This window comes from Flavisolibacter ginsenosidimutans, from assembly GCF_007970805.1.
In the GTDB taxonomy this organism is placed as follows: domain Bacteria; phylum Bacteroidota; class Bacteroidia; order Chitinophagales; family Chitinophagaceae; genus Flavisolibacter; species Flavisolibacter ginsenosidimutans.
This window is the reverse complement of sequence record NZ_CP042433.1, coordinates 1,382,528-1,408,773: the sequence shown is the minus strand read 5'-3', so window position 1 is coordinate 1,408,773 and position 26,246 is coordinate 1,382,528. Positions and strand designations below refer to the sequence as shown.

The window sequence follows — 26,246 nt, the reverse complement described above, 5'->3', positions numbered from 1 at the left end:
GCGAATCAAGCAGATTAATACGATGCCCCAACTCTCAAGCCGGCAAGCCAGCATTTACGCAATGTTTGTTTTCGTCATTACATTGGTGCTCGCGTCCTTTCTCCCCGGCTACAGCATTACCCTAAGCGGTTTGTTGGTGGTTATCTTTCTTTCGGTCTTTGTGCAATCACGCGATGCTACCGTTATTGCCGGTGTGGGAAGCAGCCTTGTGGTTCTCGGCTTTCTGTTTTGGCGGGTATCGGTAAAGGGCGAATCGGGTCTGTGGGCCGAATATTTTTTTGTGCTCATTCTCGTTTTGTTCACCACGCTAATTGTTCTTTACATCAAAGGCTTGTTGCGGCACATGCAAATGGATAAATCGCACATGACCTCTTTGTTCGAAAACGCAACCGAAGGCATTGTGCTGGCCGATCAACAGGCGAACATCGTGTTGGTAAATCCTGCCGCCTGCCGCATGTTTGCTTACGCATCCGAAGAATTAATCGGGCAGAAAGTGGAAGTGCTTCTGCCCAGCCGCTACCGTGTGGGCCACGTGCCGTTGCGCGATGGCTTTTATCATCATCCACAAAACCGCGAGATGGGTTCGGGACGTGATCTGCACGGTCAACGGAAAGATGCCAGCACGTTTCCGGTAGAAGTCAGCCTCAGCTCTTACCGGCAGGAAAACAGGCAGTTTGTGATTGCCTTTGTGGTGGACATTACGCACCGGAAAGAAATTGAACAAAGCATGGTGCAACAGCAAAAGCAATTGGAAAAAGTAACCAACGACATCCGAAAGCTCAATACCGAACTGGAAGCAAAAGTGGAAGAACGCACGGTGATTTTAAAAGAAGCTTTGCAACGCCTGGAGCAATCGCAAGCCGAGTTAAGCGAAGCGCTGGACAAAGAACGCCAACTGAATGAAATCAAGAGCCGCTTTGTTTCAATGGCCTCGCACGAGTTTCGCACGCCGCTGAGTTCCGTGCTTTCTTCCGCATCACTCATTGGAAAATACACCACTGCGGAGCAACAGCCAAATCGCGACAAACACGTAAACCGCATCAAAGAATCGGTAAAGCACCTGAACGATTTGCTGGAAGATTTCTTAAGCCTCGGCAAGCTGGACGAAGGAAAAATTGGCGCCGTCTTTTACGAATTCGATTTGCCCGAAGCCGTTTACGACACTATTGAAGAAGTGCGGGGCATGATAAAAAAAGGCCAGGAGATTAAATACGGACACAACGGTGGACACTTTGCCTGCAGCGATAAGAAATTGCTGAAGAACATCCTGATAAATCTTTTGAGCAACGCCCTGAAATTTTCAGACGAAGCCGCAACGATTGACGTGCGCAGCGAAAGCCACGATGGAAAAGCAACCATCAGCGTTAAGGACAAAGGCATCGGTATTTCAAAAGAAGACCAGGAACACTTGTTCTCGTCTTTCTTCCGTGGAAAAAACGCCTTGAATATACAAGGCACGGGCCTGGGTTTGCACATTGTAAAACGTTACACCGATTTACTTGGAGGTTCAATAAATTTACAGAGCGCTTTGGGCGAAGGCACAACGATAACGGTAACCATTCCCATAAACGATAACCAACATGGCGAAAACAATTCTGGTCATTGACGACAACAACGATTTGCGCGAAAACACAGCAGAGATTTTGGACCTGGCAGGCTACAAAACATTAACCGCGGAAAACGGCAAACGCGGTGTGGAAGTAGCCACCAAAGAAAAGCCCGACGTAATTGTGTGCGACATCATGATGCCCGAGCTTGACGGCTACGGCGTGTTGCACCTTCTGCGCAAGAATGCGGACACGCAAAATATTCCGTTCATTTTTTTAACGGCCAAAACGGAACGCAGCGATTTTAGAAAAGGCATGGAGATGGGCGCCGACGATTACGTGACCAAACCTTTTGAAGACATCGAACTGCTGAACGCCATTGAAGTGCGGTTGAAAAAGTCGGAAGTCTTGCAGCAGAATTATGCATCAACGCCGCAAGGCCTGGCGCAGTTTGTAAAAGACGTGAAGGACAGCGGCTTGCTGAAGCAACTCTCGGGGCAATACGCCTTAGAAAATTTTCACAAGAAGCAAACGCTTTACAGCGAAGGAAAGCGGCCCCGCTTTTTATATTACCTGGTAAGCGGAAAAGTCAAAGCTTTTAAGGGCCACGAAGACGGAAAAGAATACATTACCGATTTGTTCAGCGCCAGCGATTTTATTGGCTACACGGCTTTGATTGAAGACAAAAACTACGACGATAGTGCTTCCATTTTAGAAGACGCCGAGATCATGCAAATTCCGCGTGACGAGTTTCTCGGCATGATCTACAACGACATCAACATTGCCGCCAAATTCATTCGCATCGTGACGCAAAACGTCAAAGAAAAAGAAGAACGGCTGCTCAGCCTTGCTTACAGTTCGCTGCGCAAGCGGGTGGCAAAAGCGCTGGTGGACATTCACGAAAAATTCAACAAAGACGGGCAGAAAAATCTTATTGAGTTTTCCCGCGAGGATATTGCGCAATACGTGGGCACGGCCACGGAATCGCTCATTCGAACGCTCAGCGATTTTAAAAGTGAAGGGCTTATTGAAATCAAAGGCGGAAAGATTTCGATTGTGGCGTTGTACAAGCTGAAGAATTTGTTGTATTGAGTTTGGGCCGGACTGCAGTGCTACTATTGAGCGATGGTTGCGTCGCACACTTGTACGTTCCGTAATTCTATTCGGCCAAGCACCGTAGCAGCTATCAATCTTTTTTCCTTTATTCGATTAACCATGTTTCGTCACCGCGGGAAAAGCCGGACGCTGACTCACAATTTAAAGCTCGCTTCCTTGTTATCTTTTGTTGCGGGCATTGTTAACGTTAGCGGACTTTTTGCCGTAAAAAGGCTGACGACAAACGTGACCGGTCACTTTGCTTTTTTTGCTGATGAAATGGCAAAGAAAAATGTCGGCCTGGGTTTGGTTTATTTGCTTTTCATTCTTGCTTTTCTCTTCGGCGCTTTTTGCTCCAACCTGTTGGTGGAGGTCATCTCAAAAATTAACGAGCGGTTCATTAATTCCATTCCGGTTGGCATCGAAATAAGCATTCTGCTCTTCATCGCCTTTCTTCATCCGTCAACCGTGGAGACGCACGCAAACGCACTTGCCTGCTGGCTGCTGTTTTCAATGGGAATGCAAAACGCTTTGGTTACGTCGCTTTCTAATTCAGTGGTAAGAACCACGCATCTAACGGGTCTCTTTACCGATTTAGGCATCGAACTTTCGCAATTGTTCTTTTACAAAAAAGAAGAACAGCAGAAAAAACTGCGGTCTTCCGTAAAACTCCGGTTAACCATTATTTTCTTTTTCTTTTTTGGCGGCGTTGCTGGCGGTTACGGTTATTTGGTGGCAGGCTTTAAAGTTCTTTTGCTGGCAGTTGCAACCCTGATCGGAGCGCTGATTTACGACAGCGTAAAATTTAAAATCGTCACCATGAAAAGGAAATACCTGCGTTGAGAAAATCATGATTTTCATTGCTTGTGTTTACAATTCTTATTTCAATACAACTTGGGCCGGTCCACATTGAACCGGCAAACACAAACTGACGAACCTCTTTTTTTCTTCTAACCGCCATCATGTTTTACCGGTAACCGTAAAACTATTTTTGGTGCATGATGAAGACAGAAGCGGTCAACCCTTTGTTGGTGCGGAAGTACAACCAGCCCTTGCCTCGCTACACCAGTTATCCCACCGTTCCGGTTTGGAACGAGGGCCTGCAAGTTGAGCAATGGAAAGGAATCTTCTCCCAAAAATTTGCCGAGCAAAACCACGTGAACGGCATCAGCCTTTACATTCACCTGCCTTTCTGCGAATCGCTTTGTACCTATTGCGGCTGCAACAAAAAAATTACTACCAACCACTCGGTGGAAGAAGACTACTTGTCGGTCATTGAAAAAGAATGGATGCTTTACCGCGGCCTGATGAAGCAAACACCCGTCATTCGCGAACTGCATCTGGGCGGTGGCACACCGACTTTCTTTTCACCCAAAAACCTTAAACGCTTAATCGGCTTCATTTTAAAAAACAGCATCGTTCATCCGCGCCACGAGTTCAGCATTGAGGGGCATCCAAATAACACAACGTCCGATCACCTGAAAGTTTTGTACAGTCTTGGCTTCCGTCGAATCAGCTATGGCGTGCAGGACAATGACCCCGTGGTGCAACGGGCGATCAACCGCATTCAACCGCTCGAAAACGTTCGCATGGCCACGGAAGAAGCGAGACGCATCGGCTTTACGTCGGTAAACTATGATTTGATTTACGGCCTGCCTTTTCAAACCCTGGAGAGTATTGAACGCACCATCAACGAGGTGATTGAATTGAAGCCCGACCGGATTGCTTTTTATTCTTATGCACACGTGCCCTGGACAAGCAAGGCGCAGCGCTTGTTTAACGAGAACGACTTGCCGGACGCAGAAACCAAGATTCGCCTGTACTTAAAAGGCAAAGAACTTTTCACGCAAGCGGGATATTCCGACATTGGCATGGACCATTTTGCGCTGCCGCACGATGAGTTGTTTAAGGCCCGGGAAGCGGGCAGACTGCACCGGAACTTTATGGGTTATACCACGCAAAACGCAGGCATGTTGCTGGGCCTTGGTGTTTCCAGTATTTCCGACACCGGCAATGCCTTTGCGCAAAACGAAAAAACATTGCACGATTATTACGCACGGGTTTCAAACGGTTTGCTGGCCGTAAAAAAGGGTTATGTCCTCAATGATGAAGACATGGCTTTCCGGCAATACATTCTTGATATTGCGTGCAAAGGCTTTACGGCCTTTAAAGAAGAACACTTGCCGCTTTTAAAAACATATACGCTTCCAAAACTGAAAGTCCTCGAAGCTGACGGTCTGGTTGAATGGAACGAAGCCGGTGTGAAGCTAACCGCGCAAGGGCACTATTTTATCCGCGTTGTTTGCAGTGCGTTTGACCTTTATCTGCAACGGCAGACAAGTAAGGAAAAACCGCTGTTCAGCAAAGCAATCTGAGACGGTTTCATTCCTGAGCCCGTTAATGCATCTTATGAAAATGTTTATTAACGTTAAAACATACAAGGTTCAGGATAGTGCTGTCATGGCGTGATTGTACTTTTAGCCGCATGAGAAAGTTGTGGCTCTCCTTCGCGCTACTGTTCATCACTGCAACCATTGCTTTCGGCCAACAAGCTTTTAGCGTAAAAGGCATCGTCATTGATACGTCTGGCTTGCCGCTGACCGGCGTAAACGTCAGGCTAAATCACGGCAGCGACAGTGCCTTTGCCACAACGAACAAAGCCGGCGTTTTTTCTTTCAACGAGGTTCAGCCGGGCAATTTTTCCATCACCGCTTCTTACATCGGTTTAAATAAATTTTCGCAATCGTATATCTTAAAGACCGACACCTCTGTTTTTCAACTTGAACCCATCGTTTTATTGCCGGCCAACAGTACGATGGACAGCGTTGTTATTCGCTCCATACGGCCGGTAATTGTAAAAGAAGACACGGTTCAATACGATGTGTCAGCCTACAAAGTGCGTGAAGGCGCTCCCATTGAAGACGTCATCAAAAAGCTTCCCGGTGTTGTTGTGGACAAGGACGGCAACGTAGAGGCGCAAGGGAAAAAAGTGGCCAGGGTAAGAGTAAACGGCAAAGATTTTTTTGGCGGCGATGTGCAAACGGCTACGCAAAATATTCCGGCTGAACTGATTCAAAACGTTCAGATCATTGACGACTACGGCGATCAGGCCAACGTATCCGGCATAAAAACCGGCGACCCTGAAAAAGTCCTGAACATCAACTTTCAACCCAATAAAAACCGCGGAACCTTTGGCAACGGCACGGTGGCTGGCGGCAACGAGGGCCGCTTCGCCGGAAACGTTTTCGTGAACCATTTCAACGGCGAACAACAACTGTCGGTACTGGGTGCTGTAAACAATACCAACGCCAATCTTTTCAACTTTAACGGCGGCGGAAGAGGCGGTGGTGCAAGAGGGGCAAACTTTGGCGGTGATAGCCGCGCCGGCGCCGGCGGCTCGGGCATTACGGTTTCCAAATCAATCGGCGTTAACCTTCGCGACAGGTGGGGCAAAAAGCTTTCGGTTTACGGCAGCTACAGTTTTTCAACAAGGCAAACAGACATTAACGCACTGACGTTTACGCAAGACATCAATCCGCTGAACGTGCGCAACACGCAACGCCAAAGCGTAAGCAGCAACAGCAGCGCCAACCACCGTTTTACCTGGAACATGGAGTACCAGGCCGACTCGTTGAATTACCTGAAATTTTCGCCCTATTTTTCATACAGTCAAAGCAATAACTGGAGCAACAGTCATTCGGAGATCAGTGCGTTAAGCAAACACTCGTTTACGGTAAGCGATAATCAATCGCGTAGCGACAATCAGGCGCCAAACGGCGGCGGCAATCTTTTGTACAATCACCGCTTTAAAAAACGCGGCCGCAACTTCAGCACCTATTTGAGCCTGGATTATTCGGACAGCCGGTCTGACCGTTTTTCGAACAGCAATTATCACAACGTTGATTCGACTTTTTCGCCGATTTATATAAAAGACACCTTGCAGGTTCAGTCCATTGCAACGGATAGCCGCAACACGAGAACAAACGTGCATCTTTCCTACAATGAACCTTTGACCGCAAGCGGCGCCACGTCGCTTGAGGTGAATTATGATTGGAACAAATCAGAAACGGAAAGTATAAGAGACGTAACCGATTTTGCAAACGTCGCGGCGAAGGATGGGCGTTACAACGACAAGCAAAGCAATCATTATCGTTACAATTTCATCACCAACCGTGCGGGTCTCAGCCTTCGGGGACGTTATGAGAAATACAATTACAGCGTTGGCTTTTTATCGCAGCCCACAAGTTTGAAAGGCTATTCGCTGGGGAAAAATTTCAGTACCGATTACAACAACATTAACTGGATTCCTTCTGCCCGTTTCGTGTACAATTTTTCTCGCAGCAACACGCTGACGGCAACCGTTGACGGAAGCGCAAGAGAGCCGGGTTTTTCGCAATTGCAACCCGTTGCCGACAGTTCGAATTTGAAAAATATCGTGCTTGGTAATCCGGCTCTTGGCAATGAGTTTACCAATACGTTTGCCTTGCGTTACAACAAGTTTGATCCAAAGGCCGGCTCAAGTTTGTTTGTAAACTTTTCGTACGACCAGACAAACAACAAAATTGTGAACAGTGTGTTCAACGATTCAGTGGGAACGGGCCGTACAACAACCTATCGAAACACCGACGGCTTTTACGGATACAACGGCAACGCTTCATTCACGCAGCCTTTTCACAACCGGCGTTATACTGTTGGTGCAAGCTTTTATGCAAACTACGACAACAACATTTCTTATACCGACGGCTATCGCAACAAAGGCAGCAACTGGAACCTTCGTCCCGGCGTTAATTTCCGCTACGATTTAGAAGACAAGGCCGACGTTACACTGCGCTCCGATTTCACGATTTATCAAACTACTACGCGTTACGCTACCTACACTACCAACAACAAAGCACAAACCCTGAACCTTGGTTTAAGCGGCAAAAATTATTTTGGTGACGTAACCATCGGTTACGATTTTTCGAAGCTGATAAACTATGGCTTTAGCGGCGGCATTGCCAGCAACCCTTCCATTCTGAACGTTTATACCGAATACCGTTTTCTAAAAAACAGAATGATGACCTTGCGTTTGCAAGGCTTTGATTTACTTAACGAGAACACGGGCATCATGAGAACCGTAAACGGCACCACCATCACCGACAGCCGCACCAATCGCTTAGCCCGTTACTTTTTACTTTCGGTAAACATGCGTCTTTCGAAGTTTGCAGGCCAGCGCCCCGGCGGCGGTATGCGTCAAAGAGGCGAAAAGGGGAGTGTTGGCGGGCAGCGGAGAAACGGTGGTGCAAGGTTTTAAATTCCTTTCGACAAGCTTTACGCAAAAATGATTTTTTCACCGCAACGGCTGACCGGAATGACTTTATAGCAAGCTGCGGGATTTGGTTTGTATCCTCGTGCCTTCTGTTTTACTTTCGCCGCTTCAACATCTGTCCAGGCACCAACATGAAAATCAAAAAAGCCGTTATTACCGCGGCCGCTCGCGGCGAAAGACTCTATCCCGTTGCTGATACCATTCAAAAGGCCATGTTGCCCGTTATTGACATTGATGGTTTGCACAAGCCCGTACTGCAAATCATCTGCGAAGAAGCCTTTGCCAGCGGCATCGAAGAAATTTGCGTGGTGTGCGCACCCGGCGACGGCGAACGTTACGTTCACGCCTTTGCCTCGCTTCGCGAGAACCTTTCAAAATCATTTGGTAGTGTAGATTGGGCAAAAGAAGAGGCCGAAAAAATTGACGACCTTATAAGTCATCTTCAGTTTGTTGAGCAAAAAGAACCAAGGGGTTATGGCCATGCGGTTCATTGTGCGAAAGACTTTGCCGGTAATGATCCTTTCCTGCTCATGCTCGGCGATTATCTCTATGTTTCACATTTGAAAAATAAACGTTGCGCCGCACAATTGATTGAACTTGCAACAAAAGAAGCTTGCTCTGTGTCGGCCGTTGCGTCTATTATCGAGCACCAGATAAGCCGCTATGGGACAATCACCGGCAAGCACCTGCCGAACCAGGCTGACGTTTATCAAATTGAAAAATTAATTGAGAAGCCTTCGCTCAGCGTGGCCGAACTGGAATTGCAAACACCCGGCTTGCGTGCCGGTTATTACCTCTGTTTTTTTGGAATGCACGTACTTACGTCGTCGCTTTTTCATTTGCTTGATGAAGCAGTAAAGACCGATTCAACCAACATCATGCTAACGCCCGTGTTGCAGCAGCTTGCCAACAGTGAAAAATATCTAGCACTTGAAGTAAAAGGTGCTCGTTACGATTTAAGCCGCAAACACGGCCTGCTGCGTGCGCAGATTGCGTTGGGTTTGGCCGGTGAAGCACACGATGAAACATTGAGTACGATAGTGGAACTTTTGGCTGAAGCAAATGCGGTTCGCTCGAAATAAAGAAGGAGAAGAGAAGGCATGAACATTTTTATTGAAACAATTACATCAACCGATCCCGCAAAGCGCAACCGTTCTTTTTTTGAGATGAGCCGTGGTTTAAGCGCTGCGGAACTGCTGAGCGCTTTTCGGGAGTTGGATAATTTTCGAAAGAGCACTACAAGTCTTTACGATAAAGTGAGGGCTATTCTTTTTTTATACGCAGGCTTCCGATTCTTTTTAGTGAACAATGAATCTGTGCCATCCACCGGAAAAATTCCGTACAACGGGTTTGATGATTTGCTTTCGCGACGTTTTGAAGGAGCGATTGATACGTTTTTAAACGAATTAGATAGCCACGGTCCAAACGCAAATTTGTTTAGTGCGCTGGCAGAAGCTTATCACAACCTGTCGTTTCAAATATTGGCAGGGCAGGTGCGCAAAAGTGTTCGGTCTACCAAGGGTAATCAATGGATGTTTCGCGTGGGTCGTGCCGAAGAGCATCCGGTTCGCATTCATCCCAAACTTTTGGAGCGAAGCAGCGACTCACTCTTTTATCCGGTGCTGCACGAGCAAACTGCCGTTCGCATGGACCTTACGCACAGCGCCTGGTCGGATATTTTTTTTCTCGGCATGGATTACCCCGAAGGTGCGAGAGTTATTAACCTCTCGATTGACTTAGGCGTTTTCGGCCGCGACAAAGACATCACACCGCCGCTCAATTGTTACGTTCGTGTGATTCCCGAACCCGTGTTGCGACTCACGAGCATTGATTTAAAAACATCGAAAGACGTTGACTCGCTTGCTGATCTTTTCAACTTCGGCAATGATTATTTAAGCCTTGTGAAAGCCGGTGTCATTGCATCGGGTTTAGTACCGCCGTCGTTTGAAGGCGTGAATCAATCGCTCTCAAATATTCTTGCGCACATCGTTGCGCCGGGAATGGGCATTGAACTTGTCACCAAAGTGAACGACATTCCCAAGGGTTCACGTTTTGCCGTTTCAACAAATCTTCTCGGTTGTATTATCAGTGTGCTCATGCGGGCAACCGGCCAAACAAAAAATTTGGAAGGCGGTTTGGAAGAAAGCGAACGAAGGCTGGTTGCTTCAAGAGCGATTCTTGGCGAATGGATTGGCGGGTCGGGCGGCGGCTGGCAGGATTCGGGCGGCGTGTGGCCGGGCATTAAAACCATTTGCGGCACGCTGGCCAAAGAAGGCGACGCGGAGTACGGCATCAGTCGCGGTAATTTATTGCCGCGTCACCACGTGTTGAGCGGCGATGAAGTGCATCCCGATCTTGAGCAAAAGCTAACGCAGTCCTTGGTGCTTATGCACGGCGGCATGGCCTCAAACGTTGGTCCCATTTTGGAAATGGTGTCTGAAAAATATTTGTTGCGCGGCGAAAAGGAGTGGAGCGCAAGGCAAGAAACCAATCAAATTTTTGAAAACATTTTAGAAGCTATTAAAAAAGGGGATGTAAAAAGTTTGGGCAGCAACACCACAGCCAATTTTGAAAGGCCAATCAAAACGATTATTCCCTGGGCTACAACCCATTTTACCGAACAATTAATCAGCAAAGCAAAAAAGGAATTTGGTGAAGACTACTATGGCTTTCTTATGCTTGGTGGAATGTCGGGAGGCGGCATGGGCATGTTTGTAAATCCAGACAATTCTGAAACAGCAAAAGCGAAAATTCTTGCATTGCTACGGCATACAAAAACTGATTTGTCGGCCTCCTTGCCTTTTGCAATGGAGCCTGTTGTTTACAACTGGCGCATCAATCACAAAGGCAGTTGGGCAAGCTTAAAGCAAGGGGCTGAAGCCCTCATGCCCGAACAGTATTACGGCATTCACGTTTCGGAACTCGTTCGCAAAGAACCGTCCACCATCAATTACATTCGAAGAGCCGAGATAGATTACTTCACCACGAATTGCGAACAAAATAATTTGGCTTACCCGTTACTGCGGACGATTGTTTCAAACCTTTTCAACGTTTCTGATCCTTCGACGCAAGCCAACCGCAGCGCAGAAAATGAAAAGACTGATCGCATCAAAAAAGAAAACGGATTTGATTTTATTCAGCACGAAGAGATACGCGAAGATTTGCAGAAAGGACGCATCGGACTTTCTCGAAACCGCTTGCCTGTGGAAACCATCATTGAAGACGTAACGAAAAATGATCTTGTGCAGTTGCATGAAGTAAACAATGCGGTTGTCGGTGAAGAAGCGATTTGTAAAGGCTCCGTCGCTGTTATGAGTTTGGCCGCTGGTGTCGGCAGCCGGTGGACAAAAGGCGCAGGCGTGATTAAGGCACTCAATCCATTCGTTGAAATGGAAGGAAGGCACCGCAGCTTTTTGGAAATTCATCTCTCCAAAACAAAAAAGGTTGCTGCAATATACAACGCTGTTATTCCGCACATCGTTGCCACCAGTTATTTAACGCACAGTCCTATTCAGGAAACACTTGCATGCACAAAGAATTTCGGCTACAACGGCCCGGTGTATTTGTCAGAAGGCCGTTCCATTGGTCAGCGCTTTGTACCTATGGAACGCGACCTGCGTTTTTTGTGGGAAGGACTACCGCAGGAAATGCTCGATGAAAACAAGCAAAAGGTTCGCGAAGCCGGAAGGCAAAGTTTGATTGCCTGGGCCAAAAGCAAGGGCGAAGGAAGTGATTACGTGGACAACGTGGCGGCACAACGCTTTTCGCCGCTCGGGCATTGGTACGAAGTGTCAAACCTTTTGCGCAACGGATCGCTTGCCCGTCTGTTGCGCGAACAGCCGCAGTTGCAAACCATCATGCTGCACAACATTGATACGCTTGGTGCCGATGTTAACGCGGCTGCTTTGGGTCATCATTTATCGTCCGGTAACGTGCTGACCTTTGAAGTAGTACCACGCCGCATTGAAGACCGTGGCGGCGGCCTTGCTTTCGTGAACAAACAATTGCGTTTATTGGAAGGCCTGGCACAACCGCGTGAAGAAGACGAGTTGAACCTCAGTTATTACAACACCATGACAACCTGGATCCAGGTTGACGGTTTGTTACAATTGTTTGGGTTGAACCGCGAAGCATTATTGGTGGACGATGAAATGCAACTCGCCAAAGCAGTGCGTAGCGTGGCGCACCGCATTCCTACGTATGTTACCGTCAAAGAAGTGAAGTACCGTTGGGGTCATGGCCAGGAAGACATTTATCCTGTTGCACAAATTGAAAAATTGTGGAGCGATATGTCGGCTTTGCCCGATGTGAAATGCGGCTACATTGCCGTACCGCGTTTACGCGGACAACAAATGAAAGAACCGGCGCAATTGGATGCCTGGGTGACGGACGGGAGCAAGGATTATGTGAAGGCCTTGTGTGATTTTGCGTGAGATGCCAACGTTAATCGGCTTGGTGTTCGGTGGGGAATTTGGAAAATTTCAGGTCCACTTATGCACTAATGCTGGTTATTGTTTTACTGTAGAAAATTCGTATTTCAGCCCCACTTTTACAAAGCGCCTGTTGGCTGAAGTGTTTTTTACCCTTCATATCTATAGCTCTCTAAATATTCTAAAAACCGCAAAAAGTCATTTCCTAACAATTCAATGTTATCCGTTTCAAAGTTTGACATCAGACCGAAAGAATGGAAAGTACCGTACGTTTTATGGAAAGCATAACCTGTATCTGCCGCATCCTTGCCAAAGAGGAAGTAATCGGGAATTTGTTCCATCAAAAGCTTATAGTCGCCATTAATCTGCGTGAGTTCCTCAATCGGGAAGAGACACAGCCAGCTGTCTGTTCCGACTTCGCCCTCACCGCCGTTAAATGCCTTCATAACTTCCTTATACATACCAGGTAGTTTGAAGTCGAAACTTTCAGTAACTCCATCGAACCTACTTTCTGGTAAAGGCTCTTCCTTCTCTAAACCTGATAGTAAATAATAAACCTTGTCCTTTATTTCCTTTTGCACTTTTTTGAGGTTTGCTTCATTTCAGCCAACAGTTGTATTGAGGTATATTCTAGTTTAGCTTTGATTTGATTATCAATTAAAAACTGAACAAAAAAGCTCTCAAATGTAAACTGAGCAACTTGAAAAATGTCGTGCCATTCTTTCGTGGTAGAAAGAAGATTTCTTAAACCATATCCACAAAAAGAAAAACCCTTATCAAAACGAAGCCTGATAAGGGTCCTAATAATTAACTGTGATCCGGACAGGACTCAAACCTGTGACCTACTGCTTAGAAGGCAGTTGCTCTATTCAGCTGAGCTACCGGACCGAAAGAACGGCAGCAAAGATAGAGGAATCAGGAATTTGAACTTTTACTTTACAGAACAAAATCTAAAGCCGTTTAAAAACGCGTCGTGTTCTTTCACCGGCGCAGCAGAAATATTTTTCACGTACAGCACCGCAACGATTTTGCCGTTGGTGTGAGCTTTTATTTTCCAGTCAACGCCTTCCTCGTCCTGCCAGTAATCGGTAAGCGTAATGCGGTCGGCGCTGCGCTCCATTTCCATCGAAACGTTGTACGAAATGCCGAAAGGTTTGCGAATACGGTTCACGTATTGCACCAGGATGTTTTCGCTTTGATCAAACGTATAGAGTTCCTTCATGTTCACCGTAATGACGCCGTAGGTCACGCCGGCCACTTCGTGTTCATAAAAATAAATTCGTTCGTCGTCTTTGGTAGATTGAACGTGCAGCGTGGTCTCGGTAGAAAGCAGGAGCGAAGTACAACCCGTTCTTCCAATAATGTAACGTTTAAACTTTGGTGCGGATATGCGCCACGCAAGGCTGGTGGCAAAAAGGAGTAAAAGGTTTTCCATAGTGTTTGTAATTGGTGGCTTGTCCGTGTAAAATAAAAAATTATTTTGGCCGCCCAATATGCAGACAAAATTTTTCTACGGACGGGATAAGCTAACGGTTGAAACGGCGGTTCAATTGGTTCAAAAAACGGTTCGTGGCGAACTCCATCCCGAGACCATTGAGCGTATAAACCGCAGCCAGCAATACGTGCAGCACATGGCCGATGCGGGTAAAACCGTTTACGGCATCACCACCGGCTTCGGTATATTGGCCAACACAAAAATCAGCGAAGAAGAAACCACCACGCTTCAATACAAAATCCTGCAAAGCCACAGCGTGGGCGTGGGCGAGCCGGTTCCGGAAGAAATTGTGCGGCTGATGATGATCACAAAAATTCACGCACTGGCGCAAGGTTATTCGGGTGTGCAGTTGTCAACCATCGAACGCATTCTTTGGCAGTTGGAGAACGACGTTCTTCCCGTTGTACCGGAAAAAGGCAGCGTTGGCGCTTCCGGTGATCTTGCACCGCTGGCTCATTTGTTTTTGCCGCTGATTGGCTTGGGCGAAGTATTTTACAAAGGAAAGCGGCAAACTACGGCAGATGTTCTTTCTGCCTTAAACATGCAGCCCATACGGCTTGGCCCGAAAGAAGGCCTGGCTTTGATTAACGGTACACAGTTCATTCTTGCTTATGCAATCAAAGCGGTACAGCGCATGAGCAATTGCCTCGATGCAGCAGACATCATCGGCGCAATGAGTCTCGAAGCCTTAACGGGAACAAAAGCGCCTTTTGATGAAAGGTTGCATCAATTGCGTCCGTTTGAAGGCTCGCAAATTGTTGCCGAACGATTGCGTTTGTTGCTTGCCGATTCGGAGATTATGCAAAGCCATGTGGATTGCGGACGTGTGCAAGATCCGTACTCGTTGCGTTGTATGCCACAAGTGCACGGTGCTTCGCGAAATGCCTGGCTTCATTTAAAAATGTTGACCGAAACAGAAGCGAATTCTGTTACCGACAATCCCGTTGTTTTTGGTGAAGACGACACCATCAGCGGCGGCAATTTTCACGGCCAGCCGCTTGCGCTGCCGCTTGATTATTGCTGCTTTGCCGCAGCCGAAATCGGCAACATTTCGGACAGGCGCTGTTATCTTTTGCTCGAAGGCAAATGGGGCTTGCCAGTGTTGCTGATGAAGAACGTGGGCCTGAACAGCGGCTTCATGATTCCGCAATACACCACAGCGGCATTGGTTACGGAAAACAAAACACTTTGCTTTCCGGCGAGTGCCGACAGTATTCCCACTTCACTTGGACAGGAAGACCACGTAAGCATGGGCAGCATCAGCGGACGAAAGCTGAACCGTGTGTTGGATAATCTTGAGTACATTCTTTCCATTGAATTGCTTTCGGCGTGCCAGGCCATTGAGTTTCGAAGGCCGTTGAAGAGCAGCGCCGTATTAGAAGCTGCACACGATTACGTTCGGCAGTTTGTAGGCTTTGCCGAAGAAGACCGCATCTTTGCCAATGACATCAACAAAGTGAAAAATATAATTGCTGATTTTTCGTTTGTGAACAAAGTAAATTCCTTGCTTTCGTTGTAGTCTTGAAAAGACAATAGGCGAATGGCAGAAGAGCATTTAAAGCGACGAACGCAGCGTAAGCGAAAACGGTACGTGCACATGGCGCAATTGATTCTCCAAAATAATTCTTGCCGTTTCTACACCCATTGCTTCAAAATCAGTTGAAATGGTGGTGATGCCGTTGAGTATGATTTTTTTCAGCGGCGTTTCGTTGTAGGATATCACGCCAACGTCTTTACCCACTTCAAAATGTGACTCCACCAGGCGTTCGATCAACACTACCAGATCGTTGTCCATTAAATTGATAAAAACTTCGCCGGCGTTGATGGGTTCATCGGTAATGTCGTGCACAACTTTATAATTGAAAGTGTATTCCTGGCAAAAAGATATAAAGCCGTGAACGATCTCGTCGGGATAATAACTGTTCTCGGGAAAGATGAGTTTTATCGTGTGATATTTTGCCAGATGCGGCAGGGCTTGCTCAAGCGAGTCGAAGATGTCTTTTTCAAAATTTTCGTACACTGCTCCAAAGTTTCCGGTTACGCCGGGAATGATTTTATCGAGCAGGATAAGCCTTTCTTTTGGCAGCGTGTTGATGATCTTGTGTGCCGTATCGCCGCCTTCAATAAAATGCGGTAACACGACGTAATAATGATAATCGGTCTTGCTGTTTTCAAGCAGTTTGCGAAAGAGAGCCAGGTCGTTATTGTAGATATAAAAGTCAACGGCGGCCTTGTCGCCCAAGGTTTCTACCAGCGAATCGTAAATGATTTTTTTGTGTGGACTTAGCTTGTTGACAATAAGAAAAATCTTGATGGTACGGTTTACGTCCACGTTCTTGATGAAATAACCTTTGCCCGGCACCGAGCCGATAATGCCCTGGTTCTTTAAATATTTATAACCCTTCTCTGCCGTATCGCGACAAATTTCAAACTGAAAACTTAACTCGTTTATGGAAGGCAACATATCATCCACCTGTAACTTGCCGTCTTCAATGGCTTTGATGATTGAATTGGCCAATTGCTGGTATTTGGGCGTGGCCGAAAACTCGTCAAAGTAAATCAGTTTATAAAACGGCGAAGCAATCATGTGGCGGACGTTTTTATAATGGCGGTCATAAATTTTGCTAAAAATAAGAAGAAAAAGAAGTCGGAAATTGGGGGTTGAACGTTCAGAGTTTGAAGTTTGGGATTGACATGCAGAGTGCAAAAACGTTTTGTTTTCTTTCTTCGTTACAGCAGGACAACGAAAAGAAACACCGCATTGACAAGAAATTCCGAATCTGAACCTTCAAACCTTGCGTCATTTTCGCATGATAGTCCATGACGGCGGAGGCATTTTGGGCTTCTATTTTTAAGTACTCATTTGTTTGCTATATCCATCATTTATGCAAGTTATTTTAGGTGTCATTTTCCATTTTATCGGCGGCTTTGCATCGGGCAGTTTTTACATGCCCTATAAGAAGGTGAAGGGTTGGGCGTGGGAAAGCTACTGGATTATCGGCGGCTTGTTTTCCTGGCTTATCGTTCCGCCGCTGGCCGCTGCGCTTACCATTCCGAATTTCTGGAACATCATTTCGCAAACCGACGTTTCCACCATCATTTACACGTATCTCTTTGGCCTTCTTTGGGGCATCGGCGGATTGACTTACGGCCTTGGCGTTCGCTATCTTGGCGTCTCGCTCGGCAGCAGCATTATCCTCGGTTTGTGCATGGTCTTTGGTTCGCTTATTCCCACCCTCTATTATCAATTTCATCCTGTTGCCGGAAAGGATTCCTTTAGCACCTACACGGGCAGCACCTGGGGCCTTACGGTTTTGGCAGGCCTCCTTGTTTGCGTCATCGGCATCATCATTTGCGGCAGGGCCGGAACCATGAAGGAAAAAGAGTTGAAGGAACAAGACTCCTTCGGAGCAAACGGAAGCGGTAACGGCAAAGCTGTGAAATACCGCAAGCCAGTGTTGGAAACTGCCGGCGGTGCACAAGTTGAACGAGTAACAACAGAAGACGTGAACATTGTACAAGACGGGGCCACTTCCGCACACGGCGGTCCGGTTGCCGGCATTGAATACAAATTTGCGCTCGGCTTAACTGTCGCCATCGTTTCGGGTGTACTCAGTGCCTGTTTTAATTTCGGCATTGAAGCCGGCAAGCCGATGGCCGAAGTAGCCAACAGGCTTTGGGAAGCAGCGCATCCCGGCCAGGGCAAATTTCTGTTTGGCAACAACGTAATTTTTGTCGTGATACTCTGGGGCGGCTTAACCACCAACCTAATTTGGTGCGCCATTTTAAATGCCCGCAACAAAACATTTGGCGATTACACAAATAAAAATTCGCCACTTCTGAAAAACTATCTTTTGTGTGCCTTGGCAGGAACTGCGTGGTTTCTCCAGTTCTTCTTTTACGGCATGGGCGAAAGCAAGTTGGGTAACGGCGCATCGTCGTGGATTTTGCACATGTCATTCATCATTCTTGTGGCCAACATGTGGGGTCTTGTTTCAAACGAATGGAAAGGGGTAAGCAAAAAAACGATGCGTACCATCGTGCTTGGTGTACTTACGGTTATTGTTGCGGTATTGATCGTGGGCAAAGGCAACTCTTTAAAACCGGCAACCGACACAAAAACGGCGAGTGTAAATACATCCGTCATTGAAAAGAAAAGTTCTTTCGATAAAAATTAATTTTTGTTGACCGGCAGCCTTGCTACTGTCAGCACCTGTTGTGTCACTCACTTGTACGTTCGGACCGATACTGAACAAATAATCACGGCTAACTATCTGGATGCAGTTCGCCAATGCAATAACTTATTAACGTATTAACCTGTCAACTTATTAATTGAACAACCATGTCTCTTACAGCAACTTTCAAACACGTAAGCTATTTGTGGGATGATGCCAAAGCCGCGGCACTGGCCGGCGACGAAGTGGCCCTCCTGATATACCGTTCCAACCTGCTTGGTGCGGATCTGCGCCTCACCAATTACGGAGGCGGCAACACCTCGTGTAAAACCATTGAGAAAGACCCTTTAACCGGTGAAGAAACCGAAGTAATGTGGGTAAAAGGCTCCGGCGGCGACATTGGAACCCTCACCAAAAGCGGTCTTGCCGGATTGTACGTGGAGCGACTGCGCAACCTGAAAAACGTTTACCGCGGCATTAGCCACGAAGACGAGATGGTAGAACTGTTCAACCATTGCATCTACGATTTAAATTCAAAAGCACCGTCCATTGATACGCCGCTGCACGGCTTTCTTCCTTTCAAGCACATTGATCACCTTCATCCTGATGCAGCCATTGCCATTGCCGCTTCCAAAGACGGCAAGCGCATCACCGAAGAACTCTTCAACGGCACAATTGGCTGGGTAGAATGGCGGCGTCCGGGCTTCGATCTTGGCTTAAAACTGAAAGCCTGTCTCGATGCAAACCCCGGCATCCGCGGCATCATGCTCGGCTCGCACGGCTTGTTTACCTGGGGTGATACGGCTTATGAATGCTACGTGAACTCGCTTGAAGTGATTGAGCGCTGCGCACAATACATTGAAGATTCTCTATACAAGCAGCCCGCAGTATTTGGCGGAGTCAAGGTCCAATCTTTGTCGAAAGAAGGCCGCGCAAAGCAGGCAGTTGCCTTGGCTCCTGTGCTGCGTGGTTTGTGCAGTTCACACACCCGCATGATCGGTCACTTCACCGACGACGAAAGAGTGCTTCAGTTTGTGAATTCAAACGATTTAGACAGGCTTGCGCCGATGGGTACTTCTTGTCCCGACCACTTTTTGCGCACCAAAATTTCTCCACTCGTTTTAACGCTTGAACCGGGCGAAGATTTATCCGATGCAAAAGCGTTGAAGCAAAAATTAACGCCGCAGTTTGAAGCCTACCGGCAGATGTACGCAGACTACTACAGTAACTGCAAGCACGCCAACAGCCCGGCCATGCGTGACGCGAACCCGGTGGTCATTCTTTATCCCGGCGTGGGCATGTTTACCTTTGCCAAAGACAAGGCTACGGCTCGTGTTGCCGGTGAGTTTTACATCAACGCCATTAACGTCATGCGCGGCGCAGAAGCTATTTCTGAATACACGTCATTGCCACGGCAAGAAGCTTTCGATATTGAATACTGGTTGCTGGAAGAAGCAAAGCTTCAACGCATGCCAAAGCCAAAACCGTTGAGTGGGAGAGTGGCCTTAATTACCGGTAGCGGCGGGGGCATCGGCAAAGCCATCGCCAAAAAATTTGCACAGGAAGGCGCTTGCGTAATACTCAACGATAACAATGCCGAACGACTGGAGGAAGCCAAAGCTGAGTTTCTGAAACAGTTTGGAAAAGACGTTGTGGCCGCAAACGTTTTGGACGTTACCAAAGCCGATACAATTCAGGATACCGTCAATGCCGTTATCCTTGCTTTTGGCGGTGTGGACCTTGTTGTAAACAACGCCGGTCTTTCCATTTCAAAACCCATCGAAGAACACACCGAAGCAGACTGGGACCTTTTGTACGACGTATTGGTGAAAGGCCAATTCATCGTAACGCAACAAACGGTTGCCGTCATGCGCAAGCAAGGATTTGGTGGTGATGTGCTGAACATCGTGAGCAAGAATGCACTTGTAAGCGGACCAAACAATGCGGGTTACGGTTCTGCAAAAGCAGCGCAACTGCATCTTTCAAGATTGAACGCTGCTGAATTGGGCGCCGATAAAATTCGTGTGAACGTGGTAAACCCTGATGCCGTAATCGCCGGTAGCAATATCTGGAGTGGTGGCTGGGCTGCCGGTCGTGCAAAAGCGTATGGAGTTTCCGTTGACGAATTGCCGGCTTACTACGCCAAGCGTACGTTGCTTAACGAGATTATTTATCCCGAAGACATTGCCAACGCATGCTTTGCTTTTGCCGGCGGTTTGCTGGGCAAATCAACCGGCAACGTATTGAACGTTGACGGTGGTGTGGCAACGGCTTTTGTAAGATAAACTTCGTTTATGGTTTGTCGTTGGAAGTTTATGATGGTGTGAAAACACACCCATTCTTTCGTTGAGGAACGATTAAATTCTCGAACGTTCTTCCAATTACAAACCATAAATCAACCGTTCCTTTCATTAAGAGTGCACGAAATTGCACGACAACGACAAATCACAAACCTTCATGCAACGAGTTGCGTTTAAAATGAAACTGTTTCCCGGCAAGGAAGCAGAATACAAAAAGCGTCACGACGAAATCTGGCCGGAGTTAAGTACGCTGTTGAAGGAGAACGGCATCAGCCAGTATTCAATTTTTTTGGACGAAGAAACGAACGCTTTGTTCGGTGTTTTGAACGTGATCGATTCGAAAAATCTGGATGACTTGCCACAAAACGAAGTGATGCAACGCTGGTGGAAATACATGGCCGACATTATGGAAAGTAATGCAGACCATTCGCCGGTTTCAATTCCTTTGAGTGAGGTTTTTTATTTACCTTAAACTGCCATTGTTTAGGCAACAGGACTTATCAACTAATCAATCAACAAACACATGCTCATCGAAAAATACAAAGTGCAGGAAGCCAACGACGGCGCCACTGCCGAGCACAAAAGACGCTTCGAATTTGCCGCTTCGACCATCAACAACGTTGAAGGTGTTCTGCAAAAGCTTCAGGATTTCCAGATTGCCATTCCTTCCTGGGCCCTGGGCGCAGGCGGCACACGCTTCGGCCGCTTTTCCATCGGCGGCGAACCGAGCAATCTCGAAGAAAAAATCGAAGACGTTGGGCTGCTGCATGCGCTTAACCGTTCAAGCGGCGCTATTTCTTTGCACATTCCCTGGGACATTCCGGAAAACGCAACTTCGATTAAAGCCCTTGCGGCGCAACACGGTTTGCGTTTCGATGCGGTGAACTCAAATACTTTTCAAGACCAGAAAGGACAGGAGCAGAGCTACAAATTCGGCTCCTTGCAACACACCAATAAAGCCGTGCGCAAGCAAGCCATTGAACACAACATTGAAGTGATTAAGCAAGGCGTTGAATTGGGTTCTGATTCGCTTACGGTTTGGCTGGCAGACGGTTCTTCTTTCCCCGGACAATTAAATTTTCGCAAGGCTTTTCAAAACACGCTGGAAAGCTTAAAAGAAATCTACGCAGCCTTGCCCGACAACTGGAAAATGTTTGTTGAGTACAAGGCTTTTGAACCCAACTTTTATTCAATGACCGTGGGTGATTGGGGACAATCACTTCTCTATGCTTCCAAACTTGGTGAGAAGGCTTTTACGCTGGTTGATCTCGGCCATCATCTCCCCAATGCCAACATCGAACAAATTGTTTCCTTGTTGTTGATGGAAGGAAAGCTTGGCGGCTTTCACTTCAACGATTCAAAATACGGCGACGATGATTTGACGGTTGGCTCCATCAATCCTTATCAACTGTTTTTAATCTTCAACGAACTGGTGGAAGGCATGGACGCAAAAGGCATGAATCACGCCACCGATTTGGGCTGGATGATTGACGCTTCGCACAACATAAAAGATCCGCTGGAAGATTTGTTGCAATCAGTAGAAGCTATCAAAATCGCATACGCACAAGCCTTGTTGGTAGATACAAAAGCGCTGGCTGCTGCGAGAGAAGAAAACGACGTAGTAAAAGCACAGGAAATTTTGCAGGAAGCTTATCGTAACGATGTTCGCCCGCTGGTGGCGGAAGCAAGATTGCGTGCCGGTGGCGCTTTGCAACCGTTAGAATTCTATCGTCAAAATAGAGTGCGGGAAAGCCTGATTAAACAAAGAGGTTTGCAAACGGTAGCAACAGGACTGTAAGCATTATCAGCTTTCAGTAACCGGCTGCCAGAAACATAATTGATCAAAATGCTGCTTTTGCATCAACTCATCATTCATCATTCCTAATTCTGCATTCTTAAATGCGTGCACGGCCTGTTATCGCGGTAATTGACGTTGGCAAAACCAACAAAAAGCTGTTCCTCTTCGATCAGGATTACAACATCGTGTACGAACAATCGGCACGTTTTCTTGAAACGGTTGACGAAGACGGCGACGTTTGCGAAAACATCGAGAGCCTTCGTCTTTCCGTTTTTGATTCGCTGCGTCGCGTTTTTGCAAAAAAGGAATTCTGCATAAAGGCCATTAATTTTTCGGCTTATGGTGCTTCCTTTGTTTACCTCGATGAAGAAGGCACGCCATTGGCGCCGCTTTACAATTATCTTAAAGTTTATCCCAAAAAATTAAGTGAAAAATTTTACGCCGCTTACGGTGGCGAAGAAGCCTTTTCGCTGCGCACCGCCTCGCCGGTATTGGGCAGCCTTAATTCGGGCTTGCAGCTTTACCGCCTGAAGCACGAGAAGCCCGATGTTTTTCAAAAAACAAAATATGCGCTGCACCTGCCGCAGTATTTGAGTTATCTCATATCCGGAAAAGCTTGCTCCGATATAACAAGTATTGGTTGTCACACGGCGCTTTGGGATTTTGTAGACAATGGTTATCACGAGTGGGTACGCAAAGAAGGCATTGATGCGAAGCTTGCGCCCCTGGCGGCTTACGACGAAGTAAGCAAGGCTGCTTTTCCCGGCAACAATTACCTTGTTGGCGTTGGTCTTCACGACAGTTCCGCTGCGCTCATTCCTTACCTCGTAAATTTTCACGAGCCTTTCATTTTGATTTCGACGGGCACCTGGTGCATTACCTTGAATCCGTTCAACAATTCGCCGTTAACGGCTGATGAATTAAAGCAGGATTGTCTTGCGTATTTGCAATACCAGGGTTCGCCGGTGAAAGCATCACGGCTTTTTGCGGGACGCGAACACGAAGAAGGCATCAAGCGCATCGCCGAACATTTCAATACCGATGCAATCAAATACCGCAGTGTTGATTTTGATCCGGAGATTGTTGCAGCGCTTCAAAAAAAGACGGCGAATGAAAAATTACCCGCGATTGGCGAAGCCGTTTTTGAAAGGAGAGATCTTTCTGCTTTTAGTTCTTATGAAAAGGCCTATCATCAGTTGATGCTGGATATCGTTGCGCAGCAAGTGGCGTCAACCAATCTTGTTCTGAAAGGTTCACCGGTTAAACGCTTGTTTGTTGACGGCGGTTTTGGCAAGAACAAAATTTACATGAACCTCTTGGCTTTGGCTTATCCAAATCTTGAGGTGTACGCCGCGTCAATGGCGCAGGCAACCGCTTTGGGCGCAGCGCTGGCCGTTCACAAATCCTGGAACAAAAAGCCCGTTCCCAACACGCTTATTACGCTGCAATATTTTTCGGCGCCACAAGACGCAATTGTGTAAGCGGCAGCAGTGCACCTATTGAAAAGAAAGGCGTTGCTACCAATCATGCATCCACGGTTATTTGCCATACTTGTTTTCCTGCAATCGTTTGCGTAAATTTTCCTGAAAAGGGTTAAAAAAAGTTTAATCTTTCAGGATGCTTCAGGATGGTTAACGCAAACGACAAGTCTATTTTTAAGCTGCGTTAGGAAGTATTTTTTGACTGCTTTTTCTGACCCATAAAGTGCTGCTATATGTATAACGACTGCCTGCCGAATCTTTTTTCAAATCATTCCCCGTTTTCTTTTATCCGTTGCCGCGTTAACCGGCAGTTTGCTTTGTTGAGCGCCCCTGTCTCGTTTCTCCATAACATTAAAACCATTCATTAATTCTGCCATGAATTATACGACAAAGTGCCTGGTAACTTTGGTTATAGCCTGTGTGTTTTTTACAAGCTGTAAAAAGAAGTTCGACGAGTATTACCAGCGTCCCGCAAGCCTGGAACCGCCCATCTACCAGCAATTGCAGGCAAAAGGAAATTTCAAGAATTTGCTTGCCGCGATTGACAAGGCGGGATACAAAGACATTTTGGATGCAGCGGGCTACTGGACGTTCTTTGCTCCGCACGATTCTGCCTTCCAGGTATATTTCAAGGAGAAAAACATCAGCAGCATCGATCAGTTGGACGACAATGCCTGTCGCAAAATTGTAACCTACTGCCTCGTGTACAACGCGTTTAAAAAAGAGCGCATTGACGACTATCAAAACAACACGGGATGGGTGCCGGATCAGGCCTTCAAAAGACGCACGGCGGCTTATACCGGCGTTTACGACGGCGCTGACACCGCCGGCCGGCCCATTAAAGTGATTTCATCCAATCGCAACAACAACGGAACAACGTACTACGTTGATGCCGACAACAACAACAAATACATTCCCATTTTTGCAAACGGCTACATGACCGGCAAGGCCCTCACCGCAGCCGATTACAATTACTTTTATCCCAACACTCCTTATACCGGCTTCAACGTTGTGGATGCCGTGGTAACCGAGAGTGACATCCCCGCAGAAAACGGTGTGATTCATGTTGTGAACCGGGTGATTACCAGCTTGCCCAGCCTTGACGAATACCTTGGCTCCAATCCGAATTACAGCGAGTTCAGAAAACTGTTCGACAAGTTTTTGGTGCAATATGTTTTGAATGCCACCTTAACACAGAAGTATGGCTCGCAAAACCCGGGCGCAGGCCAGGTATTTACCAAAGTGTTTGCTTCCGCTCTTGCGTTTTCGCCCAACAACGAAAATTTCATGAAGCTGACGGACAACGATGGGCAGGCAAATACTTACAGCATGTTTGCACCCACCAATGATGTGGTGAAGGCTTATATCAACAACGTGTTGCTGGAAAACTATCCTAGCAAGCGGATGGAAGACCTGCCCATCAGCATTGTTTACGACTTTGTGAACGCACACTTATGGCAAACCGCCGTTTGGCCGTCGAAGTTCAAAACCACGTTTAATTTTTTGGGTGAAGAAGCCCGCTTTGATCCGAACACAGATGTCGTGGAGAAAAAAATCCTGAGCAACGGTATTTTTTACGGTACCAACAAAGTGCAGGAAGCAAACGTATTCAGCAGTGTTTTTGGCAAAGCCTATCTCAACCCGAAGTACTCGATGATGACAAGCTTGTTGAGCCAAGAATTGAAATTTACCATCTCCAACGTTCGGCAGAAATACACTTTGTTTTTGGTGAGCAATAAAGCGCTTAATGACTCGGGCTATTACGCCGACGCCACGGTAAGCAATAACGCCAACGAACAATGGCGTTACTCACCACCGGGCGGTGGCACGGCCATTACCGGGAGTTCAGCCCTTGTGCGGTTATTGCGCATGTTAAACCTGCACGTTGTTGACAGAGACATAACAAGCCTTTCAGGTTCAGGCGTAGCGCAAACACACGGCGGTGAATTCATTACGTTTAACGGCAACAAGGTGCAAGGCGCCGGCAATGCTGATTTTAATAAGCCGGCTATTGTGGACAGTGTGAAAACCGCTAAAAACGGTACGGTTTACTACATAGACCGGCCGTTGAATTACAGCAACAACAACATCGGAACCTACTTGAAAATTTTAGGTGCGCCATCCGCGTCGGAATTCAATTATTTCTGGCGCTACGTTAGCAGTACCGATTTGTACAATACATCCACTGATGAATTTACCGCAGGTCCTTCCACGGGTTCTTTCTACACCTTCTTTGTACCAAACAAAGTTTCTATTGAAAATGCCATTCGTGCAGGATTGTTACCGGGTACCGTTTCCGGTTCTACCGTCACGCCCAAGTTCACAGGATATACAGCAACAGAAACGGAACTGGTGAAAAAATTCGTATTGTATCACATTCTTAAAAAAGCCATGGGAACTGATGGCCAGGAAAGCGGTTCTTTTGAGACCAATTTCCGAAACAAAGCGGGTGATCCCGGCAGTGTTTTCGTAAGCAACTCCACCGGCAATTCCATGACGTTAACGGACATGAACAACCGGCAGGCGTCGGTAGTTATGGGCACCACAACCAGCAACCAGTTGGGCAACCGTATCGTAATTCACTTGATCAACAACTACCTGAAATATACAGACTAAA

General features: G+C 47.0%; 17 protein-coding genes and 1 tRNA gene. 14 read left to right on the top strand and 4 right to left on the bottom strand.

Annotated features, from left to right (window positions below):
- The first annotated feature begins 22 nt into the window (after positions 1-22).
- The 7 genes from FSB75_RS05785 to FSB75_RS05755 all read left to right on the top strand — a co-directional run bounded on the left by FSB75_RS05785 (position 23) and on the right by FSB75_RS05755 (position 12,383).
- Positions 23-1,606 carry a sensor histidine kinase gene (locus FSB75_RS05785; RefSeq protein WP_227990780.1) on the top strand — a complete coding sequence of 528 codons (1,584 nt, stop codon included), beginning with the start codon at positions 23-25 and terminating at the stop codon, positions 1,604-1,606.
- Positions 1,581-2,639, top strand: coding sequence for a response regulator (locus FSB75_RS05780; protein ID WP_146784116.1), 1,059 nt, complete (start codon positions 1,581-1,583; stop codon positions 2,637-2,639). Before FSB75_RS05785 ends, FSB75_RS05780 begins: the two co-directional genes overlap by 26 nt.
- Positions 2,640-2,819: 180 nt before the next feature.
- Positions 2,820-3,485, top strand: a complete 666-nt coding sequence (locus FSB75_RS05775) for a YoaK family protein (protein ID WP_262711952.1) — start codon at positions 2,820-2,822, stop codon at positions 3,483-3,485.
- A 155-nt stretch (positions 3,486-3,640) separates the two neighbouring features.
- On the top strand, positions 3,641-5,017 hold the full coding sequence (gene hemN / locus FSB75_RS05770) for an oxygen-independent coproporphyrinogen III oxidase (protein WP_146784110.1): 1,377 nt from the start codon (positions 3,641-3,643) through the stop codon (positions 5,015-5,017).
- Between the two features lie 110 nt (positions 5,018-5,127).
- On the top strand, positions 5,128-7,935 hold the full coding sequence (locus FSB75_RS05765) for a TonB-dependent receptor (RefSeq protein ID WP_146784107.1): 2,808 nt from the start codon (positions 5,128-5,130) through the stop codon (positions 7,933-7,935).
- Between the two features lie 146 nt (positions 7,936-8,081).
- A complete protein-coding gene (locus tag FSB75_RS05760; protein WP_146784104.1) occupies positions 8,082-9,032 on the top strand; it encodes a UTP--glucose-1-phosphate uridylyltransferase in 951 nt (316 codons plus the stop codon).
- Between the two features lie 18 nt (positions 9,033-9,050).
- On the top strand, positions 9,051-12,383 hold the full coding sequence (locus tag FSB75_RS05755; protein WP_146784101.1) for a UTP--glucose-1-phosphate uridylyltransferase: 3,333 nt from the start codon (positions 9,051-9,053) through the stop codon (positions 12,381-12,383).
- A 146-nt stretch (positions 12,384-12,529) separates the two neighbouring features.
- On the opposite strand, the gene FSB75_RS05750 is transcribed toward FSB75_RS05755, so the two are convergent.
- From FSB75_RS05750 to FSB75_RS05740, 3 genes are all read right to left on the bottom strand, one after another.
- The gene (locus FSB75_RS05750; RefSeq protein ID WP_146784098.1) at positions 12,530-12,961 is read right to left on the bottom strand and encodes an SMI1/KNR4 family protein; all 432 of its coding nucleotides are present in this window, start codon (positions 12,959-12,961) and stop codon (positions 12,530-12,532) included.
- A 233-nt stretch (positions 12,962-13,194) separates the two neighbouring features.
- Positions 13,195-13,268, bottom strand: a tRNA-Arg gene (locus FSB75_RS05745).
- Positions 13,269-13,311: 43 nt separating this feature from the next.
- The gene (locus FSB75_RS05740; RefSeq protein ID WP_146784095.1) at positions 13,312-13,815 is read right to left on the bottom strand and encodes a hypothetical protein; all 504 of its coding nucleotides are present in this window, start codon (positions 13,813-13,815) and stop codon (positions 13,312-13,314) included.
- 58 nt (positions 13,816-13,873) lie between these two features.
- Between FSB75_RS05740 and hutH the strand changes: the two genes are divergently transcribed.
- Positions 13,874-15,394 (top strand): histidine ammonia-lyase, encoded by a 1,521-nt coding sequence (gene hutH, locus FSB75_RS05735; protein WP_146784092.1) that lies wholly within the window; start codon positions 13,874-13,876, stop codon positions 15,392-15,394.
- Positions 15,395-15,430: 36 nt separating this feature from the next.
- Here the strand turns inward: hutH and FSB75_RS05730 are convergent, their stop codons facing one another.
- On the bottom strand, positions 15,431-16,462 hold the full coding sequence (locus FSB75_RS05730; protein WP_146784089.1) for a GntR family transcriptional regulator: 1,032 nt from the start codon (positions 16,460-16,462) through the stop codon (positions 15,431-15,433).
- Between the two features lie 298 nt (positions 16,463-16,760).
- Here FSB75_RS05730 and FSB75_RS22000 point away from each other — a divergent pair, with 298 nt between their 5' ends.
- The 6 genes from FSB75_RS22000 (at position 16,761) to FSB75_RS05700 (ending at position 26,245) form a co-directional block, all read left to right on the top strand.
- On the top strand, positions 16,761-18,053 hold the full coding sequence (locus FSB75_RS22000) for an L-rhamnose/proton symporter RhaT (RefSeq protein ID WP_227990778.1): 1,293 nt from the start codon (positions 16,761-16,763) through the stop codon (positions 18,051-18,053).
- A 164-nt stretch (positions 18,054-18,217) separates the two neighbouring features.
- A complete protein-coding gene (locus tag FSB75_RS05720; RefSeq protein WP_146784086.1) occupies positions 18,218-20,335 on the top strand; it encodes a bifunctional aldolase/short-chain dehydrogenase in 2,118 nt (705 codons plus the stop codon).
- 172 nt (positions 20,336-20,507) lie between these two features.
- Positions 20,508-20,822: an L-rhamnose mutarotase gene (rhaM, locus tag FSB75_RS05715; protein WP_146784083.1), complete on the top strand. Its 315-nt coding sequence runs from the start codon at positions 20,508-20,510 to the stop codon at positions 20,820-20,822.
- A 51-nt stretch (positions 20,823-20,873) separates the two neighbouring features.
- Entirely contained in the window at positions 20,874-22,148 is a 1,275-nt protein-coding gene (locus FSB75_RS05710) for a TIM barrel protein (RefSeq protein WP_146784079.1), read from the top strand.
- A gap of 101 nt (positions 22,149-22,249) precedes the next feature.
- Complete coding sequence (locus tag FSB75_RS05705; protein WP_146784075.1) at positions 22,250-23,629, top strand: FGGY-family carbohydrate kinase; 1,380 nt, start codon at positions 22,250-22,252, stop codon at positions 23,627-23,629.
- Positions 23,630-24,004: 375 nt separating this feature from the next.
- Complete coding sequence (locus FSB75_RS05700) at positions 24,005-26,245, top strand: fasciclin domain-containing protein (RefSeq protein WP_146784073.1); 2,241 nt, start codon at positions 24,005-24,007, stop codon at positions 26,243-26,245.
- Position 26,246: the final 1 nt, after the last annotated feature.

Excerpts from the sequence above, each read along its gene's own strand:
- FSB75_RS05755 (WP_146784101.1), top strand. The coding sequence starts at position 9,051 with ATGAACATTTTTATTGAAACAATTACATCAACCGATCCCGCAAAGCGC.
- FSB75_RS05730 (WP_146784089.1), bottom strand. The coding sequence starts at position 16,462 with ATGATTGCTTCGCCGTTTTATAAACTGATTTACTTTGACGAGTTTTCG.
- hemN (WP_146784110.1), top strand. The coding sequence starts at position 3,641 with ATGATGAAGACAGAAGCGGTCAACCCTTTGTTGGTGCGGAAGTACAAC.
- FSB75_RS05740 (WP_146784095.1), bottom strand. The coding sequence starts at position 13,815 with ATGGAAAACCTTTTACTCCTTTTTGCCACCAGCCTTGCGTGGCGCATA.
- FSB75_RS05760 (WP_146784104.1), top strand. The coding sequence starts at position 8,082 with ATGAAAATCAAAAAAGCCGTTATTACCGCGGCCGCTCGCGGCGAAAGA.
- FSB75_RS05780 (WP_146784116.1), top strand. The coding sequence starts at position 1,581 with ATGGCGAAAACAATTCTGGTCATTGACGACAACAACGATTTGCGCGAA.
- hutH (WP_146784092.1), top strand. The coding sequence starts at position 13,874 with ATGCAGACAAAATTTTTCTACGGACGGGATAAGCTAACGGTTGAAACG.
- FSB75_RS05710 (WP_146784079.1), top strand. The coding sequence starts at position 20,874 with ATGCTCATCGAAAAATACAAAGTGCAGGAAGCCAACGACGGCGCCACT.
- FSB75_RS05765 (WP_146784107.1), top strand. The coding sequence starts at position 5,128 with ATGAGAAAGTTGTGGCTCTCCTTCGCGCTACTGTTCATCACTGCAACC.
- FSB75_RS05720 (WP_146784086.1), top strand. The coding sequence starts at position 18,218 with ATGTCTCTTACAGCAACTTTCAAACACGTAAGCTATTTGTGGGATGAT.
- FSB75_RS05705 (WP_146784075.1), top strand. The coding sequence starts at position 22,250 with ATGCGTGCACGGCCTGTTATCGCGGTAATTGACGTTGGCAAAACCAAC.
- rhaM (WP_146784083.1), top strand. The coding sequence starts at position 20,508 with ATGCAACGAGTTGCGTTTAAAATGAAACTGTTTCCCGGCAAGGAAGCA.
- FSB75_RS05700 (WP_146784073.1), top strand. The coding sequence starts at position 24,005 with ATGAATTATACGACAAAGTGCCTGGTAACTTTGGTTATAGCCTGTGTG.
- FSB75_RS05785 (WP_227990780.1), top strand. The coding sequence starts at position 23 with ATGCCCCAACTCTCAAGCCGGCAAGCCAGCATTTACGCAATGTTTGTT.
- FSB75_RS22000 (WP_227990778.1), top strand. The coding sequence starts at position 16,761 with ATGCAAGTTATTTTAGGTGTCATTTTCCATTTTATCGGCGGCTTTGCA.